The following is a 13,386-nucleotide window of genomic DNA, read 5'->3' on the forward strand; positions in this document are numbered from 1 at the left end:
CCCTCCCGCATGCCTATGTCCCCCTTCGAAAAAAACTGGCGGTCATGTCGGTTTGCTCCGGTGCCGAACGTCCTTGGAGGGAAAACAGGGAGTGGTTCATGCCAAACAACAAGATCGTTTCGCGGGAAGACTGGTTCGAAGCACACAAGGCGCATCTGGCGCGCGAAAAGGAACTGACGCGCTTTCGCGACCGCATCGCCGCCGAGCGGCGCGACTTGCCCTGGCTCAAGATCAGGAAGGACTACGTCTTTGAAACCGAACAGGGCCCGAAGAAACTGGCCGACCTGTTCGCCGGCAAAAGCCAGCTGATCGTGTATCATTTCATGTTCGGGCCGGGCGCCGATTACCGCTGCGAAGGCTGCTCTTTCCTCGCCGACCATATCGACGGCGCCAACCTGCATCTCAAACACCACGACGTGTCGCTGGTCGTCGTGTCGCGGGCACCGCTGGCCGAGTTGCTGCCCTACAAGCAGCGCATGGGCTGGAAATTCGACTGGGTGTCGTCCTACGCCTCGGACTTCAATTTCGACATGCAGGTCTCCTTCAACGACAAGCAGATCACGGCGGGCGACACCACCTACAATTTCGAGACGCGTCCCCGGAAATCGAAGGATCTTCCCGGCGCCAGCGTGTTTTACCGCGATGAGGTCGGCGACATCTTCCTGACCTTCATGACACGCGCCCGCGGCGGCGACCCGCTGATCGGCGCCTACCACTATCTCGACATGACTCCCAAGGGCCGCAACGAGACTGGTCCCTACAACGGGCTGATGGACTGGGTTCGGCTGCATGACGAATACCAGGAGAGGCCGCGCGGGCACGATTGCTGCGGTTGATCCGTCGTCGGCTGCATCCGTCGTCGGCTGCGGTTCACCTGCGGCGCTGCATGCGCTAAAGGCTGGTTGTCGTCCGCTCGAATGGTATCGCGATGCGTTTTCCAGCCCTCCTCACCTGGCTCGCCTTCCCGATCTATATCTGGCAGGGGCTCGGCGTGCGCCGCCGCACTACGCGTATGCTGCCGGCGCAGGGGCCGGTCATGCACGAGATATCAGGCAAGGCGCCGCCGATCTCGCTGCTGGTGCTGGGCGATTCTTCCGCCGCTTCGGTCGGTATCGGCAATTCCGAGGACGGGCTTGCTGCGCAACTGGCGGCGCTGATCTCGCAAGGCACTGGCCGCGTCGTGCGGTGGCGGGCAGCCGGCTTCAATTCGGCAACGTCAGGCCAGATCCGCGACCACGTTCTGCCCAATCTGTCGGCCGATCCGTGGACGCATATCGTGTTGGCCATCGGCACCAACGACACCAAGAACTTTCATTCGGTGCCGCGCTTCAAGAAGGAATTCGGCGGCCTGCTCTATGCGCTGCGCGCCAAATGGCCGGAGGCGCGCGTGGTGTGGTCGCCGGTGCTGGAGTTCACGCGCGCGCCGGCCATGCCGCCTCTGCTCGGCAAGATCCTCGAAATCCGCGCCACCGAGATGAACCGCATGGGCGAGCGGCTTTGTCTCGAGCGCGGTGCAGTACCGGCGCCGCGGCTGCCGATCACAAACCCCGAGGCCGGCTTTGCCTCCGACGGATTTCATGCCTCGGAGGCCGGCTATCGCGCGTGGGCCGAGCATCTGGTCGGCCTGGTGTTGGCGGATGGCAAGGCGAGGCGCTGTAGCGACTGCGGCCCTACCCCCAATGGCCGAGCAGCGCCGTGATCGAGATCGCCGCCATCGCCAGCACCGCCAGCTTCCAGAAATCGCTGCGCCGCTTCAGCCCCGGCCAGCCGAGCGGCTTGATCAACTGGATTGCCATGATGCCAATGATGACGAGCGCGAGGAGTTTCGACATGCCGCTTTTGACCAGCATCGCGCTCGGCTGTCAAAGCAGTTCTCCCGTCATCTCGGTCGGCTGAGCCATTACTGACAAAGGCCCGGTTCTGAGGCACCGCACGCTAACCCAAAGCCTTCTTCAGCGGTCTGACATCCTCCTGACAGACTGCTGTCAGCAGGGGTGTGCGATGATGCTCTCATCAAAACAGAGGAGAGTCGTCATGAACGGTTTTACGATTTTGCGTAGCGTCCAGCACTATGTCGGCAAGATCCGCACGATGCGCAACGAGATCCGCACCCAGCGTTTCATGAACGGTTTGCCGGCGGACATCCGCAAGGACATTGGCTGGCCGGACATGTATGCCAACGGCCGCCACATCGATAGCTGAGATATTTTTTAAGCGCCGCGCTTGGATGCGGAGGCTGCGGCGCTCAGATGTAAAGTGCGGGACTGCTGAAGGCTCCTGACAGTATGTTGTCAGGAGCGGCGTGCGATAAAGCGGCAAGCTCAGGAGAAAGACATGGCCTTCATCCCCGCAACAGCCTCGGCCTGGTTCGAGATACCTGTCACTGACATGGACCGCGCCCGCGCCTTCTATGCGTCGGTGCTGCAGAACGATCTGGTGCTCGAGGAAAGCGGCCCGAATCCGATCGCCATGTTCAGCGCGCAGGAGCGGATGGCGTCGGGCCACGTCTATCCCGGAAAGCCGGCTGTGCCGGGAACCGGCCCGACCATCCATTTGTCGGTGGCCGCGCCGATCGAGGATGCGATGGAGCGGGTGACGCAGAATGGCGGCCAGGTCGTCTCGCCGGCGATCTCAATTCCGGCCGGCACATTCGCCTATTGCCTCGACCCCGACGGCAACAGTTTCGGCCTTTTCGTCTAGGCTCCCTCATGGTGAAAACCTGGAACGAAAAGCTGAACACACCGGGCATCAACGGCATCAAGCCGTCGCCGCGCACGGTGGCCGACGTCATCGAAGGCCAGTCTATGCTGGTGCCGACGGCGCGCCAGGTTGATGATTTCATCCGTTCGATTCCCGAAGGCGTTGAGATGGATATCCGTGCCTTGCGCACCGCTTTAGCCATCGAGCACGGTGCCGAAGTGACATGTCCCGTCACCATCGGCTATCATCTGCGCACCGTCGCGGAGGCCGCCAATGAGGATCTGGAGCGCGGCATGTCGCTAAGTGACGTCGCTCCCTTCTGGCGGGTGATCGACGCCAGGACGCCGACAACGAGGAAATTGTCCTTCGGCGCGGAGTTCGTCGCCGCGCAGCGCAAGCGCGAAGGGCTGAAACCATGATGCATGTCGCTCGACCACGACATTCATAGAGACAACGCCGAGGGACCATAAGATGCGCCGTGCCGACAGGCTCTTCCAAATCGTGCAGCATCTGCGCGGTGGCCGTCTGGTCACCGCCCAGAAGTTGGGCACGTGGCTCGAGGTTTCCGAGCGAACCATCTACCGCGACATCGCCGATCTGCAGTCGACCGGGGTGCCGATCGACGGCGAGGCGGGCGTTGGCTACATGATGAGGGAGGGTTTCGACCTTCCGCCGCTGATGTTCACGCGTGACGAGATCGTGGCGCTGGTCGCGGGCGCCCGCATGGTGCGCGCCTTTGGCGGCGCCGCCATGGCCAGGGCCGCCGACGAGGCGCTCGTCAAGATCGGCGCCGTCCTGCCCGACGCCGAGAAAGACCGCATCGCCCGCACCGAGATCCACACGCCGATGTGGGTGGTGAGCGATGCCGCACGCGAGGCGATCGACCTGATCGAACGTGCCGTCGAGAAGCGCCAGGTGCTGACCATCGATTACTCGGACGAGGCTGGACGCGGCACGGCACGCGACATCCGGCCGCTCGGCCTGTGGTTCTGGGGCAAGGTGTGGACGCTGGTCGCCTGGTGCGAGATGCGCGACGATTTCCGCGCCTTCCGCATCGACCGTATCGCCTCGGTCGTGATCGCCGGCCGCATCTTCAAGCCGGAGCGCGGCAAGCAGCTGGCCGATTTCTACCGGGCGGTGGAGCGCAGCGAAGACTACGGCATGACGCCGGATCGGGCGGCGCGAAGCTGAGACCATAAGAAACAAAGAAGCCCGCTCGAAAGCGGGCTTTTTGATGAAAGTTGCGGGCCGTTGCCCGATGGCGGACGTTGGCTTATTCGTCGTCCGCTTCCTCGTCCTTGTCTTTCGACTTCAAGGCCGAAAGCTTGGCGAAGACGGCGTTGGCGTCGAGCTCGGCATCCTCGTCCTTGGGCTTTTCCGGCGCCGGCACCAGCCGTTCGGTCAGCGCCGCCGGCAGCAGCGTATCGCCGACAGGCTGTGCCTGCTCGCGGCCGCGCGAGGCGCGATTGACTTCCATGTCGAGGTCGATCTGCGAGGCCAGACCCAGCGTCACCGGGTCCATCGGCTGCAGATTGGCCGAATTCCAATGCTTGCGCTCGCGGATCTGGTCGATCGTCGACTTGGTGGTGCCGACCAGGCGTGAGATCTGCGCGTCCTTGAGTTCGGGATGGTTGCGCACCAGCCACAAGATGGCGTTCGGCCGGTCCTGGCGCTTCGACAGCGGCGTGTAGCGCGGACCCTTGCGCTTGGATTCCGGCACCCGCACCTTGGGGTCGGAGAGCTTCAGACGATGGTTCGCATCCTTCTCGGCACGCGCGATCTCGTCGCGGGTCAGCTGGCCGGTCATGATCGGGTCCATGCCCTTAATGCCTTGCGCCGATTCGCCGTCGGCGATCGCCTTGACCTCGAGCGGATGCAGCCCGCAGAACTGCGCGATCTGCTCGAAGGAGAGCGCGGTGTTGTCAACCAGCCAGACGGCGGTCGCCTTGGGCATCAGCAGCGTATTGGCCATTTCAAAAATCCTTCTCGTTCGCCCGCGTTCCCGCGCGGGCGGTGGTTTTAGGGCCACCAAAATGGGAAATTCGCGGCCTGTATAACCGCTCCGCTGCCATTTCGCAATGTTTTTGGGAGAGTCGCGGCGATTGCAGCGACAGAGTATCGGAACGGCCGGATCAGCGATCGGCGGCCGATGCCCCGCAAGGGGGCGGGGTCACAAAGACAAAACCCGCCGGACAGGGTCCAGCGGGCTCGGAACCGGCGACGCAAAACTGTCAGCGGCGGCTCTGGCTTCTCTCGGCGGGGGTCCGGCCTTTCGCGCCGGACCTGCCGGAAATCAAATCGCCTGGCGGGCGATTCTCTCGATGTCACCACGGTTGATGCCGAGGTCGTGCAGCTGACGGGCGTTGAGCTTGTTCAGCTCGCGCACGGTCTCGTTGTACATGCGCCAGTTACGGAAAGCGCGGATCGGGTTCATGGTAGTCCTCCATTTGTTGGATCAATCGTTTCGATGCCGCTTAGATAGGCATCGTTGCCCAAGAAATGAACGGACGCTTTTGCATGGCCGCAATGCAATTGTGCATTGCAGCATTAGGCCTTTGTTCAGGATGCAGCAGGCGACGCGCAAACCCGGGATGTGTCGAGATTCAGGTCAGGCCGAGCCGAGAATGGTGGCTTGCGAGAACCGGAGCGGAGCGTACTTAAAGCAGGTGAGCACCGGAAGCGCGGCAAGCCGCCATTCGCAGGCCGGCATCACCTGAATATCGAAGCATCCTAGGCTACGTCGAGCACGATCTTGCCGATATGCTCGCCCTCCTCCATCCGCTCATGCGCCCGCCAGGCATCCGTGAGCGGGTAGATCATGTCCATGACCGGTGCGACCTTGCGGGTGCCGAGCAGCGGCCACACCTGCGCCTCGAGCGCAGCGGCAATTGCCGCCTTGAACTCGACGGTGCGTGGCCTGAGCGTCGAGCCGGTATGGGTGAGCCGCTTGACCATGATCTTGGAGAAATCGGCGCTCGCCACGGCGCCGCTTTGCGAGGCGATCTGCACGATGCGGCCTTCTATCGCCGCCGCTTCGTAGTTGCGCGCGATGTAGTCGCCGCCGACCATGTCGAGGATGACATTGGCGCCCTTGCCCGCGGTCGCGTCCTTGACCGCGGCGACAAAATCCTCTTCGCGGTAGTTGATCGCCCGGTCGGCGCCGAGCTTCAGGCAGGCATCGCATTTCTCCTTGCTGCCGGCGGTGGTGATGACATAGGCGCCGAAGGCGGATGCCAGTTGGATCGCCGTGGTGCCGATGCCTGACGAGCCACCATGGACGAGCAGCGTCTCGCCGCGTTTCAGGCCGCCGCGCTCGAACACATTGTGCCAGACAGTGAAATAGTTCTCCGGCACCGCTGCCGCCTCGGTGTGGGTGAAGCCGGCCGGCAGCGGCAGCACGCTGCCGGCATGCACCTTGACATATTCGGCATAGCCGCCTCCGGGCGTCAGCGCGCAGACCCGGTCGCCGATGCGCCAGCGCGATATCTCGTCGCCAAGGGCCGCCACTTCGCCCGACGCTTCGAGGCCCGGCAGGTCGGACGCGCCGGGCGGCGGCGGATAGGCGCCCTTGCGCTGCTGCACGTCGGGCCGGTTGACGCCGGCAGCGCGAACCCGGATCAGGATCTCGCCCGGACCGGGCATCGGCACGTCGCGCGTTTCCGGCTTCAGCACACGTGGGCCGCCGGGTTCGGAAATCGCGATGGCCGTCATCTTCGCCGGAATTTTCTGTCCGCTCGCCATAAACTTTCCCATCTCGGTCTTGCCGCATCGGGCCGAAAATCGGAATCGATTTTCGGAAAGCACGATGCGCAGATTCAAAAACCTTAGAGCGTCCTTAGCGCGTCCGAAAGGCCGCGCGGCGCTCTAATCTGTCGCCGGCTGTTTGCATCAGCACCCCTGCCCTATGTATGCTGATTGCCAAATCAGGCAAATGCTGAATCAGGGAGGAGCGACGATGGCGATCTTCGACGACGAACCCAAAAAGAAGGCGCGTCCGCACGAGATCGGACAGGATCTGGCGCTGCTTTCGGCCGACGAGCTGTCGGAGCGGATCGGCATCCTGCGCGACGAGATCGTCCGGCTGGAAGCCGAGCTCAAGAGCAAGGGCACGACCAAATCCGCTGCCGAGGCGCTGTTTCGCCGTGGATGATTTCCACCGATAGGCCTTCGGGCGGCAACGCGCGCCGCTGAAAAGCCCGAATGCCACTGTCTTCAGAGCTGCGCCCCGAAATTCCAGCCGGATCAAAACATGTTCGCAACCTACAGGCCGATCCTTTCGCTGCTTCGCGGCACCGCCTTCCTGCTCGCTGCCTCCGGACTGCACGGGCTGCTTCTGCCGCTGCGTGGCCAGGTGGAAGGGTTCTCGACGGCATCGCTCGGCCTGATGGGAACGGCCTGGGCAGGCGGCTTCGTCACCGGCTGTTTCTTTGCGCCGCGCATCGTGCGCCGCGCTGGCCATGTCAGGGCCTTCGGCGCCTTTGCCGCGTCGGGCGCCATCGTCGCCCTGCTCACCGGCCTCGTCATCGACGAATATATCTGGATCCTGCTACGCGCCTTCACTGGCTTCACCATGGCCGGCGCCTTCATGGTCATCGAAAGCTGGCTGAACGAGAAGGCCACCAACGAGAACCGTGGCACCGTTTTCGGCCTCTATATGATGGTCACCTATGCCTCGATCATGGGCGGCCAGATGATCGTCGCCGGCGGCGACGTGAAGTCGGCCTCGCTGTTCATGATCACCGGCATATTGTTCTGCCTGTCGCTGATCCCGACCGCCGTCTCGTCGGCTTCGCACCCCAAGCCGCTGCAGGACGTCAAGCTCGACGTCAAAGGGCTTTACGCCAATTCGCCGGTTTCGGCAGTCGCCTGTCTGCTGATCGGCATCGCCAATGGCGCCTGGGGCACGCTTGGCGCCGTCTATGGCGCGCGCATCGGCATTTCCACCGCCGAGATCGCGCTGATGATGAGCCTTGTGGTCGTTGCCGGCGCTGTCATGCAGCTTCCGGCCGGCCGTCTGTCCGACAAGACCGACCGCCGTTTCGTGCTGGCGGGTGCTGCCTTCGGGTCGGCATTGTTCGCCATCATGATCTTCCTGTTCGAACCGCGCTCCAGCCTGTTCGTGATCGTCTTCACCGCCGCCTATGGCGCCTTCGCCTACACGCTCTATTCGATCGCCGTGGCGCACGCCAACGATCACGCGCGCGCCGAGGATTTCGTCAAGGTCTCCGGCGGCCTGCTGCTGCTCTATGGCTTCGGCACCATGATCGGCCCGCTGCTGGCTGCCGGGCTGATGGGCTGGATGCGTCCCGAGGGCCTGTTCCTTGCAACCGCATTCGCGCATCTTTGCCTGGCGGGCTACACGCTGCTGCGCATCAGCCGCCGCGCGCCGGTGCCGATCGAAAATCGCGACGCCTTCACGACGCAGCCGGCCGACCGCTCGGTCACGCCGGAAGCCTTGCGGCTCGATCCACGCAGAAAGGATGAAACCAACGGTTGAGATTCCGGGAACTTTGCCCCACAAATAAGGCATGATCTTTTCCGACGCCTTCATGGCGATCGCCGATCCGAACCGGCGCTACCTTCTCGAAGAGCTCCGGCGCGGCCCGAAGACCGTCAACGAACTCGCTGCCGGGCTGCCAGTGTCGCGCCCGGCGGTTTCCCAGCATTTGAAGGTGCTGCTCGATGCCGGCCTGGTCAACGCCAAGGCCGAAGGCACCAGGCGCGTCTATGCGGTGAGCAGCGCCGGCTTCCTCAGATTGAACATCTGGCTCGACCAGTTCTGGGAAGCCGGGGAGCTTGGCTCGCCCGGAAGCTGATTGCATCGCCGGCCGGGGGAGCCGGCGATCCGCGCTAACCGTCGTTGTAGGGAAACAGCTTGAAATAGGGCTGCGCTTCCTCGATCACACGGGCGACCGATGGGCGCGCGAGCAAGCGGTCGTGGTAGCGCTTCACCGCCGGGTACTTGTCGCCGAACGGCTCGACCTTGTTGGCGTAGAACAAGGCCGGCGCCGCGGCGCAGTCGGCCATGGTGAAGGTTTCGCCCACCGCCCATGTCCGCGACTGCATCTCCCGTTCGATGATGGCGTAGGAGCCGCGCAGCTGGGCGCGGGCCTGCTCGACGCCGAACGGATCGGTCTTGCCTTCCGGACGCAGCCGGTCGCCGACGATCTTCTGCATCGGCTCCTGCACATAGAAATCGTAGAAGCGGTCGGCCAGGCGAACCTGACGGGCAAGATCGATATCGACCGGGATCAGCTCGACCGGTCCCGGGTAATGCGCGCAGAGATATTCGATGACGATGGTCGATTCCGGCACCGTATGGCCGAGCGCCTCATCGCGCAGCACCGGCATCTTGCCGGCCGGCGACAGCTCCAAGAAGGCGGCACGCGACTGCTCATTGCCGAGATCGACGATGACGGCGCTGAACGGCGTGCCGTTCTCATAGAGCGCGATAAGCGGCTTCCAGCAGAAGGACGCCAGCGGGTGGAGGTGCATGATCAAGGACATTGTCTGCTCGCTTCTTCTTCGGTCATCGATTTCAACAGTGAGGCACGTGCTTGTCTATTGCCGCTAGTCCAAACTGACAGGACCGCACTCAGCCTGCCTGGCTATGCGCTGCGATGGCGGCGACGATTTCCGGCCAGTCGTCGGGATGCAGTTCGTGGCCGCCGCCTTCGATCCGCAGCAGCCTCGCGCCGGCAGCCGCCTTGGCAAGCGCGGCGCCATGCTCGACCGGAAAGATCGGATCCGCCGTGCCGTGGATGACAAGGAGCGGAGCCTTCATGTCATGCAGGCGGCCTTTCCAATCCTCGTCGCCACCTTTGAGCATGAAGTGATTGGTCGCGCTCAAAAGGCCGCCGGAGCGGTCGTAGTCCTGCTCGACGAACGCCCTTGTCCGCTTCTCGTCGAACGGATGCGCAATGCCGGCGATGGCGCGCGCATCGCTGACCACGAAGCCGATCACCTGGTCACGGTCGGTCCAGTCGATCTTCGCGCCTGCGGCCGAGTGCTCCAAATAGGCATCGGTCGTTCCGGGCAGATGGGATGCGTCCTCTCCCAGCGGGGAACTGCTGATGACCGTGAGCGTCGCGACGCGCGACGGGTGTCTCAGCGCCACACGCTGCGCGATCATGCCGCCCATCGACATGCCGACGACATGCGCTCTGCCGATGCCATGATCGTCGAGCACGCGGATGGCGTCGTCGGCCATGTCGTCGAATGTGTAGGGCGGCTCGCCCGGCGAATATTTGGTCGACCGGCCTGTGTCGCGGTTGTCGTAGCGGATCACGAAGCGGCCTTCGCCGGCCAGCTTCCGGCAGAACGCCTCCGGCCACCAGAGCATCGAGGCCATGGCGCCCATAATCAGCAGCACTGCCGGATGCGCAGGATCGCCAAATGTCTGCGACACGATTTCGGGTTGCTCGTTGCTGCTCATGTTCTCCTCCTCGCATTCAAATCCGATTGCATTTTGCAATCAGTTGCACGATAATTAAACCGATACGATAATGCAACCAGTTCTTTCTGGAGAGTCGCATGAACACCGATCATCGGTCCGGGTGCCCGATCAACCTGTCGCTCGAAGTGTTCGGCGACCGCTGGAGCCTGATCATCCTGCGCGACATGATCTTCGGCGGCAGGCGCCATTTTCGCGAACTGCTTAACGGGTCGATCGAAGGCATCGCCTCCAACATCCTTGCCGATCGGCTGAAGCGGCTGATGGAACTGGGCATGCTGACCAAGGCCGACGATCCCTCCCACAAGCAAAAGGCAATCTACAGCCTGACCGAAATGGCGATCTCGCTGGTGCCGATCCTGGCGCATCTCGGCGCCTGGGGACGCGTATGGCTGCCGGTCAGCGAGGAACTCTCGATCCGCGCCGAGCTTCTGGAAAAGGGCGGCCCACCGATGTGGGAGCAGTTCATGGTCGATTTGCGCCACGAGCATCTGGGCGCGCCCGCCCGCGCATCGGGCCCCACTGTGCGCGCAATCTTGCAGGCCGGCTACGAGGCGGTGGTCGCGCGCAAGGCGCTCGCTGCCGTGCGCGACCCGGCCTGACCAACTTATTTTCCCAACTGCGGGCCGGCTCTGCTATCAAGGGCCTGAAAGCAATAATTTATGGGATTGGACAACGCTCTTGGTCGAGAACTCTAAGGATACTGCCCGCGCACGGGCCGATTTGCGTTTCAAGAAGCAGGAAGAAGCAGCCTCGGTACGCCAGAAGGCGATGGCTGAATATGTCGCAGAAAGCGACGCCCGCCAGGTCAAGACCAACAAGCTGAGGGCGCTGCGTCTGGCCAAGGAAGCCGAAGACCTCGCCAATGCGGCGGCGGCTCCCGCCAAGAAACCGGCGCGGGCCAAGAAGAAATAGCCACACCCGCCATTTCTCGTCACCAGCGGCCTGGAAGCGACGCCCGGCAATGCCATGGCGCCCGGTGCCGGTTGCCGGCAGAGTTACTCTCGCCATCCATTTCGCCTTTTCACGCGAAGCAATTTCAACCGCAATCGGGATTTCGCATCTCCTGCGGCCGGTCGATGATTGACGCGTTTCAACAGGAGACTGCCATGACCGCACTGCCGCTCGCCAAAGCCATTGAGATCATCGACGCCGCCTTCGCCAAAGGTACGGAGCTCAAGCTCAAGCCGCTGGGCGTGTCGGTCCTCGATGCCGGCGCCCATCTTGTCGCCTTCCAGCGCCAGGACGGCGCCTCGTTCCTGCGTCCGCAAATGTCGGCCGGCAAGGCCTATGGCGCACTGGCGATCGGTATGGGCTCGCGCCGCGTCGAAGCCTTCGCCAAGGAGCGGCCGCATCTCGTCGCCGGCATCTCCGACGTATCGGGCGGGCGCGTGCTGCCTGTCGTCGGCGGCGTGCTGATCCGCGACAAATCAGGCACCGTCATCGGCGCCGTCGGCATCTCCGGCGATACGTCGGACAATGACGAGGCAGCCGCAATCGCCGGCATCGAAGCGGCCGGCTTCACCGCCGACCCGGGCTGAGGCGTCCGCGCCCACTAATTCAAGTTGATATCGCGGCTCGCCGACCGCATCGACACCGAGAAGCCAGCCAGCACATCGAACAGCGCAATCACCATCAGCGTGAAGAACACGGAGTGCGCCGCGCCCTTGACCAGCAGGAACTCGACCAGGAACGCCACGAACACCAGTGTCGACAAGAGATGATCCAGGATCGAGGCGTTCGTCGTGCGAACCGACTTCACCATTTCGGCGAAGAGGAAGACCAGCGCGATCAGCACCATCAGGTCGCCAAGCGTCATCGAGAACACCCCGCCCGACATCATGCCGATCGAGAACATCTCGGTTGCCCACGGGTCGTCGCCGCTGCCGAAGATTCCGAGAAGTCCGAGATTGTAGAGCACGAAGGGCACGATCAGCAGCGGAATGGCACCGAACATTACGGGTCTCCGGTTGGTGCGTTTCGCCCAAAGGCGGGCTTCGGACAGCGATACGCACGGAAACAACAACTCGAGGTGCGCCGCACAGTGCCGCTCAGATACGGCGCGCTCTGACTTCTCACTAGCAGCGCCCGGGCCATTGTCGTCAAGATTTTTTCGCGCGCGTAGCGAACACGGACAAAGACCGTCCGAAACAACGGCGTCAGTAGCAACTGGGCTACCACGTTGCGGCTCGAGGAGCGGGATCCGAAGGGGCTTACTTGGTCGTTAAAAATAGCACTCAAGGTTCGAGCGGATGCGATCCAACACGGTGTGGCCTGAAGTGTCGGGAAGGAATTTCTTGCCCGTGATTGCCTCATAGGCCTGCGCGTAGACGCGCGAAGCCTGGTCGACGATCTCGTCGGGTATCTTCGGAATCGGGTCTCTGTAAGGGTCGCACCGTGCCGAGACCCACGACCTGATGAAATCCTTGTCAAAACTCTCCGGCCGCTTGCCGCTTTCGAAGGCTTCTTCGTAGCTCGCCGCGATCCAGTACCGGCTGCTGTCCGGCGTATGGATCTCGTCGGCAAGGACTATGGTGCCGTTCTTGTCAGTGCCGAATTCGTATTTCGTATCGGCGAGGATCAGGCCGCGTTCGGCGGCGCGCGCCTGGCCCCTGGCGAACAGCTGCAATGCGTAGTTCGATACGGTATCCCACTGCGCCTGCGTGAGAAGGCCCTGTTCGATGATTTCGGCCTTGGACAGAGGCTCATCATGAGCACCATCCAAGGCCTTGCTCGTCGGCGTGATGATCGGCCCGGCCAGTTTCTCGTTGTCGCGCAACCCGTCCGGCAGGCTGATACCATAAAGGTCCCGCTCACCCTTCCGGTACTTGGTCAATATCGAGGTGCTTGTGGTTCCCGCCAGATAGCCGCGCACGACGATCTCGACCGGCAGGATATCGAGCCGGGTGCCGACGACGACGTTTGGGTCGGGGTATTCCAGAACATGGTTCGGGCAGATATCGGCGGTTTCCTCGAACCAGTACCGGGCAATCTGGGTCAGGATCTCGCCCTTGAACGGGATCGAGGTCAGGATGATGTCGAAGGCGCTGAGCCGGTCGGTGGCGATGATGATGCGCCTACCGTCCGGCAGGTCGTAGTTCTCGCGGACCTTGCCCCTATAGTGGCCAGGCAATTCGGGAATGAAGGCATCGGACAGAGTGCGCATCGGATCTCCTGCCTTCCCAAGATTGGTGAATGCCAACGCATAGGCCCTCGAGCCTCGGCATATCAAG

Annotated in this window: 20 protein-coding genes; 12 read left to right on the plus strand and 8 right to left on the minus strand. The window is 62.9% G+C overall.

Annotated features, from left to right (window positions below):
• Positions 1–98: 98 nt before the first annotated feature.
• Positions 99–836: a DUF899 domain-containing protein gene (locus D3227_RS07435; RefSeq protein WP_120013479.1), complete on the plus strand. Its 738-nt coding sequence runs from the start codon at positions 99–101 to the stop codon at positions 834–836.
• 92 nt (positions 837–928) lie between these two features.
• Positions 929–1,699: an SGNH/GDSL hydrolase family protein gene (locus D3227_RS07440; protein WP_120013480.1), complete on the plus strand. Its 771-nt coding sequence runs from the start codon at positions 929–931 to the stop codon at positions 1,697–1,699.
• Here the strand turns inward: D3227_RS07440 and D3227_RS07445 are convergent.
• The gene (locus D3227_RS07445) at positions 1,671–1,850 is read right to left on the minus strand and encodes a hypothetical protein (RefSeq protein WP_167480626.1); all 180 of its coding nucleotides are present in this window, start codon (positions 1,848–1,850) and stop codon (positions 1,671–1,673) included. The two genes, D3227_RS07440 and D3227_RS07445, sit on opposite strands and share 29 nt — an antisense overlap.
• A gap of 184 nt (positions 1,851–2,034) precedes the next feature.
• On the opposite strand from D3227_RS07445, the gene D3227_RS07450 reads away from it, so the two are divergent.
• The 4 genes from D3227_RS07450 to D3227_RS07465 all read left to right on the plus strand — a co-directional run bounded on the left by D3227_RS07450 (position 2,035) and on the right by D3227_RS07465 (position 3,891).
• A complete protein-coding gene (locus D3227_RS07450; protein WP_120013481.1) occupies positions 2,035–2,202 on the plus strand; it encodes a hypothetical protein in 168 nt (55 codons plus the stop codon).
• Positions 2,203–2,334: 132 nt separating this feature from the next.
• A complete protein-coding gene (locus tag D3227_RS07455) occupies positions 2,335–2,700 on the plus strand; it encodes a VOC family protein (RefSeq protein WP_120013482.1) in 366 nt (121 codons plus the stop codon).
• 8 nt (positions 2,701–2,708) lie between these two features.
• The gene (locus D3227_RS07460; protein WP_167480635.1) at positions 2,709–3,119 is read left to right on the plus strand and encodes a hypothetical protein; all 411 of its coding nucleotides are present in this window, start codon (positions 2,709–2,711) and stop codon (positions 3,117–3,119) included.
• Between the two features lie 52 nt (positions 3,120–3,171).
• A complete protein-coding gene (locus D3227_RS07465; protein ID WP_065518138.1) occupies positions 3,172–3,891 on the plus strand; it encodes a helix-turn-helix transcriptional regulator in 720 nt (239 codons plus the stop codon).
• A gap of 82 nt (positions 3,892–3,973) precedes the next feature.
• Here the strand turns inward: D3227_RS07465 and D3227_RS07470 are convergent, their stop codons facing one another.
• The 3 genes from D3227_RS07470 to D3227_RS07480 form a co-directional block, all read right to left on the minus strand.
• A complete protein-coding gene (locus D3227_RS07470) occupies positions 3,974–4,672 on the minus strand; it encodes a DUF1013 domain-containing protein (protein WP_120013483.1) in 699 nt (232 codons plus the stop codon).
• A gap of 321 nt (positions 4,673–4,993) precedes the next feature.
• Complete coding sequence (locus D3227_RS07475) at positions 4,994–5,134, minus strand: DUF1127 domain-containing protein (RefSeq protein WP_006203790.1); 141 nt, start codon at positions 5,132–5,134, stop codon at positions 4,994–4,996.
• 296 nt (positions 5,135–5,430) lie between these two features.
• Entirely contained in the window at positions 5,431–6,441 is a 1,011-nt protein-coding gene (locus D3227_RS07480) for an NAD(P)H-quinone oxidoreductase (RefSeq protein WP_120013609.1), read from the minus strand.
• A 214-nt stretch (positions 6,442–6,655) separates the two neighbouring features.
• On the opposite strand from D3227_RS07480, the gene D3227_RS07485 reads away from it, so the two are divergent.
• The 3 genes from D3227_RS07485 to D3227_RS07495 all read left to right on the plus strand — a co-directional run bounded on the left by D3227_RS07485 (position 6,656) and on the right by D3227_RS07495 (position 8,516).
• Positions 6,656–6,850 carry a DUF1192 domain-containing protein gene (locus D3227_RS07485; RefSeq protein ID WP_120013610.1) on the plus strand — a complete coding sequence of 65 codons (195 nt, stop codon included), beginning with the start codon at positions 6,656–6,658 and terminating at the stop codon, positions 6,848–6,850.
• 99 nt (positions 6,851–6,949) lie between these two features.
• On the plus strand, positions 6,950–8,197 hold the full coding sequence (locus D3227_RS07490) for an MFS transporter (protein ID WP_120013484.1): 1,248 nt from the start codon (positions 6,950–6,952) through the stop codon (positions 8,195–8,197).
• Between the two features lie 31 nt (positions 8,198–8,228).
• Complete coding sequence (locus D3227_RS07495) at positions 8,229–8,516, plus strand: ArsR/SmtB family transcription factor (protein ID WP_120013485.1); 288 nt, start codon at positions 8,229–8,231, stop codon at positions 8,514–8,516.
• Between the two features lie 34 nt (positions 8,517–8,550).
• Here D3227_RS07495 and D3227_RS07500 read toward each other — a convergent pair whose 3' ends face one another.
• A complete protein-coding gene (locus tag D3227_RS07500; protein ID WP_120013486.1) occupies positions 8,551–9,207 on the minus strand; it encodes a glutathione S-transferase family protein in 657 nt (218 codons plus the stop codon).
• Between the two features lie 88 nt (positions 9,208–9,295).
• Positions 9,296–10,135, minus strand: coding sequence for an alpha/beta fold hydrolase (locus D3227_RS07505; protein WP_120013487.1), 840 nt, complete (start codon positions 10,133–10,135; stop codon positions 9,296–9,298).
• 98 nt (positions 10,136–10,233) lie between these two features.
• Here D3227_RS07505 and D3227_RS07510 point away from each other — a divergent pair, with 98 nt between their 5' ends.
• From D3227_RS07510 to D3227_RS07520, 3 genes are all read left to right on the plus strand, one after another.
• On the plus strand, positions 10,234–10,755 hold the full coding sequence (locus tag D3227_RS07510) for a winged helix-turn-helix transcriptional regulator (RefSeq protein WP_120013488.1): 522 nt from the start codon (positions 10,234–10,236) through the stop codon (positions 10,753–10,755).
• A 79-nt stretch (positions 10,756–10,834) separates the two neighbouring features.
• Positions 10,835–11,068, plus strand: coding sequence for a hypothetical protein (locus D3227_RS07515; RefSeq protein ID WP_120013489.1), 234 nt, complete (start codon positions 10,835–10,837; stop codon positions 11,066–11,068).
• Positions 11,069–11,262: 194 nt separating this feature from the next.
• Positions 11,263–11,694, plus strand: a complete 432-nt coding sequence (locus D3227_RS07520) for a GlcG/HbpS family heme-binding protein (protein WP_120013611.1) — start codon at positions 11,263–11,265, stop codon at positions 11,692–11,694.
• 14 nt (positions 11,695–11,708) lie between these two features.
• On the opposite strand, the gene D3227_RS07525 is transcribed toward D3227_RS07520, so the two are convergent.
• Both D3227_RS07525 and D3227_RS07530 read right to left on the minus strand, forming a co-directional pair.
• Positions 11,709–12,110 carry a hypothetical protein gene (locus tag D3227_RS07525; protein WP_120013490.1) on the minus strand — a complete coding sequence of 134 codons (402 nt, stop codon included), beginning with the start codon at positions 12,108–12,110 and terminating at the stop codon, positions 11,709–11,711.
• Positions 12,111–12,377: 267 nt separating this feature from the next.
• Positions 12,378–13,319: a phosphoribosylaminoimidazolesuccinocarboxamide synthase gene (locus D3227_RS07530; protein ID WP_120013491.1), complete on the minus strand. Its 942-nt coding sequence runs from the start codon at positions 13,317–13,319 to the stop codon at positions 12,378–12,380.
• Positions 13,320–13,386: the final 67 nt, after the last annotated feature.

Origin of the sequence: Mesorhizobium waimense (assembly GCF_003601975.1) — a bacterium.
GTDB lineage: Bacteria > Pseudomonadota > Alphaproteobacteria > Rhizobiales > Rhizobiaceae > Mesorhizobium > Mesorhizobium waimense.

Coding starts and splice junctions, on each gene's coding strand:
- D3227_RS07435 (WP_120013479.1), top strand. CDS start 99: ATGCCAAACAACAAGATCGTTTCGCGGGAAGACTGGTTCGAAGCACAC.
- D3227_RS07440 (WP_120013480.1), top strand. CDS start 929: ATGCGTTTTCCAGCCCTCCTCACCTGGCTCGCCTTCCCGATCTATATC.
- D3227_RS07445 (WP_167480626.1), bottom strand. CDS start 1,850: ATGCTGGTCAAAAGCGGCATGTCGAAACTCCTCGCGCTCGTCATCATT.
- D3227_RS07450 (WP_120013481.1), top strand. CDS start 2,035: ATGAACGGTTTTACGATTTTGCGTAGCGTCCAGCACTATGTCGGCAAG.
- D3227_RS07455 (WP_120013482.1), top strand. CDS start 2,335: ATGGCCTTCATCCCCGCAACAGCCTCGGCCTGGTTCGAGATACCTGTC.
- D3227_RS07460 (WP_167480635.1), top strand. CDS start 2,709: ATGGTGAAAACCTGGAACGAAAAGCTGAACACACCGGGCATCAACGGC.
- D3227_RS07465 (WP_065518138.1), top strand. CDS start 3,172: ATGCGCCGTGCCGACAGGCTCTTCCAAATCGTGCAGCATCTGCGCGGT.
- D3227_RS07470 (WP_120013483.1), bottom strand. CDS start 4,672: ATGGCCAATACGCTGCTGATGCCCAAGGCGACCGCCGTCTGGCTGGTT.
- D3227_RS07475 (WP_006203790.1), bottom strand. CDS start 5,134: ATGAACCCGATCCGCGCTTTCCGTAACTGGCGCATGTACAACGAGACC.
- D3227_RS07480 (WP_120013609.1), bottom strand. CDS start 6,441: ATGGCGAGCGGACAGAAAATTCCGGCGAAGATGACGGCCATCGCGATT.
- D3227_RS07485 (WP_120013610.1), top strand. CDS start 6,656: ATGGCGATCTTCGACGACGAACCCAAAAAGAAGGCGCGTCCGCACGAG.
- D3227_RS07490 (WP_120013484.1), top strand. CDS start 6,950: ATGTTCGCAACCTACAGGCCGATCCTTTCGCTGCTTCGCGGCACCGCC.
- D3227_RS07495 (WP_120013485.1), top strand. CDS start 8,229: ATGATCTTTTCCGACGCCTTCATGGCGATCGCCGATCCGAACCGGCGC.
- D3227_RS07500 (WP_120013486.1), bottom strand. CDS start 9,207: ATGTCCTTGATCATGCACCTCCACCCGCTGGCGTCCTTCTGCTGGAAG.
- D3227_RS07505 (WP_120013487.1), bottom strand. CDS start 10,135: ATGAGCAGCAACGAGCAACCCGAAATCGTGTCGCAGACATTTGGCGAT.
- D3227_RS07510 (WP_120013488.1), top strand. CDS start 10,234: ATGAACACCGATCATCGGTCCGGGTGCCCGATCAACCTGTCGCTCGAA.
- D3227_RS07520 (WP_120013611.1), top strand. CDS start 11,263: ATGACCGCACTGCCGCTCGCCAAAGCCATTGAGATCATCGACGCCGCC.
- D3227_RS07525 (WP_120013490.1), bottom strand. CDS start 12,110: ATGTTCGGTGCCATTCCGCTGCTGATCGTGCCCTTCGTGCTCTACAAT.
- D3227_RS07530 (WP_120013491.1), bottom strand. CDS start 13,319: ATGCGCACTCTGTCCGATGCCTTCATTCCCGAATTGCCTGGCCACTAT.